We start from the raw sequence: 962 nt of genomic DNA, 5'->3' as shown, positions 1-962 counted from the left end.
AAGTCATGCGTTGGTTCGCCACTTTCTCATGTAATTTAGCCACTACTAGTCGTTGCTTGTTCCAACGTGCAGAACCTTTCTTTCTCCGAGAAAGAATTCGTTGTGCTTTTGCTAATTTATCTAAGGCTTGCCGATAGTAACGTGGGTAATTGGCTTTCTTACCCTGTTCACTCTCGACATATAGACCATCCATAGCAAAATCCAAACCAACAACTTTCTGTATTTTAACTGGACGAATATCTTTCTCATATTCTGTCAAAATTGAAATGTAGTATTTGCCTGTCTTTGTTTTAGAAATAGTGCAAGATTTGATTTTATAATCAGCAGGTATCTCTCTATGCTGTTTCATTTTTATTGGCTTTTTGATTTTTGGCAGTTTGATATGACCATTTTCTAGCTTAATATTTCCGTTGACCATATTAGTTGTATAGGATTGTTTTGCTTTACGATTTTTGAACTTTGGAAAATCCGCATTTCCTTCAAAGAAATTCTTATAAGCAGTCTGTAAGTTCATTTGTGCATTTGCCAAAGCTAAAGAATCCACTTCTTTTAGGAATGGAAATTCACTTTTATATTTTGCAGGGGTCGGAAACTTTTGCTTTTTAAGCAATTCTTTATCATCCTTGAACTTTTCATACGTTTCTTTGCGTTCAGCTAACATCTTATTGTAGACAAAGCGAACACAACCAAATGTCTTAGCTAATAATGCGGATTGTTCTTTGTTTGGTAACAAACGAAACTTGAAAGCTTTGTTTTGCTTGGCCATATCAATTCACCTCACTTTGTGCGGAAAAATTTCGTATATATTGATTATATCGTAAAAAATCCGTACAATCAATATGAGGTGATAATCATGAGAGAAGAGAAAGAACGTGTAGAAATTCGTATGCCTAAGACGATATTAGAAAAATTGGAGCAATATCAAAAAGAAAATGGGATTCCAACTAGAACAGCCGCAATCT

1 protein-coding gene is annotated in these 962 nt (G+C 34.6%); it reads right to left on the bottom strand.

Going from position 1 to position 962, the window contains the following annotated elements; all coding sequences use genetic code 11:
• Nucleotides 1–766 (bottom strand): transposase (locus tag P9687_RS16135; RefSeq protein ID WP_328228928.1); only part of this gene is annotated, 766 nt, incomplete at its 3' end.
• Nucleotides 767–962: the final 196 nt, after the last annotated feature.

Origin of the sequence: Weizmannia sp. CD-2023, from assembly GCF_036225245.1 — a bacterium.
GTDB classification, from domain to species: domain Bacteria; phylum Bacillota; class Bacilli; order Bacillales; family Bacillaceae_C; genus Weizmannia; species Weizmannia faecalis.
Note: the sequence above shows the minus strand (reverse complement) of the source record. Positions and strands in the feature narration are given on the sequence as shown.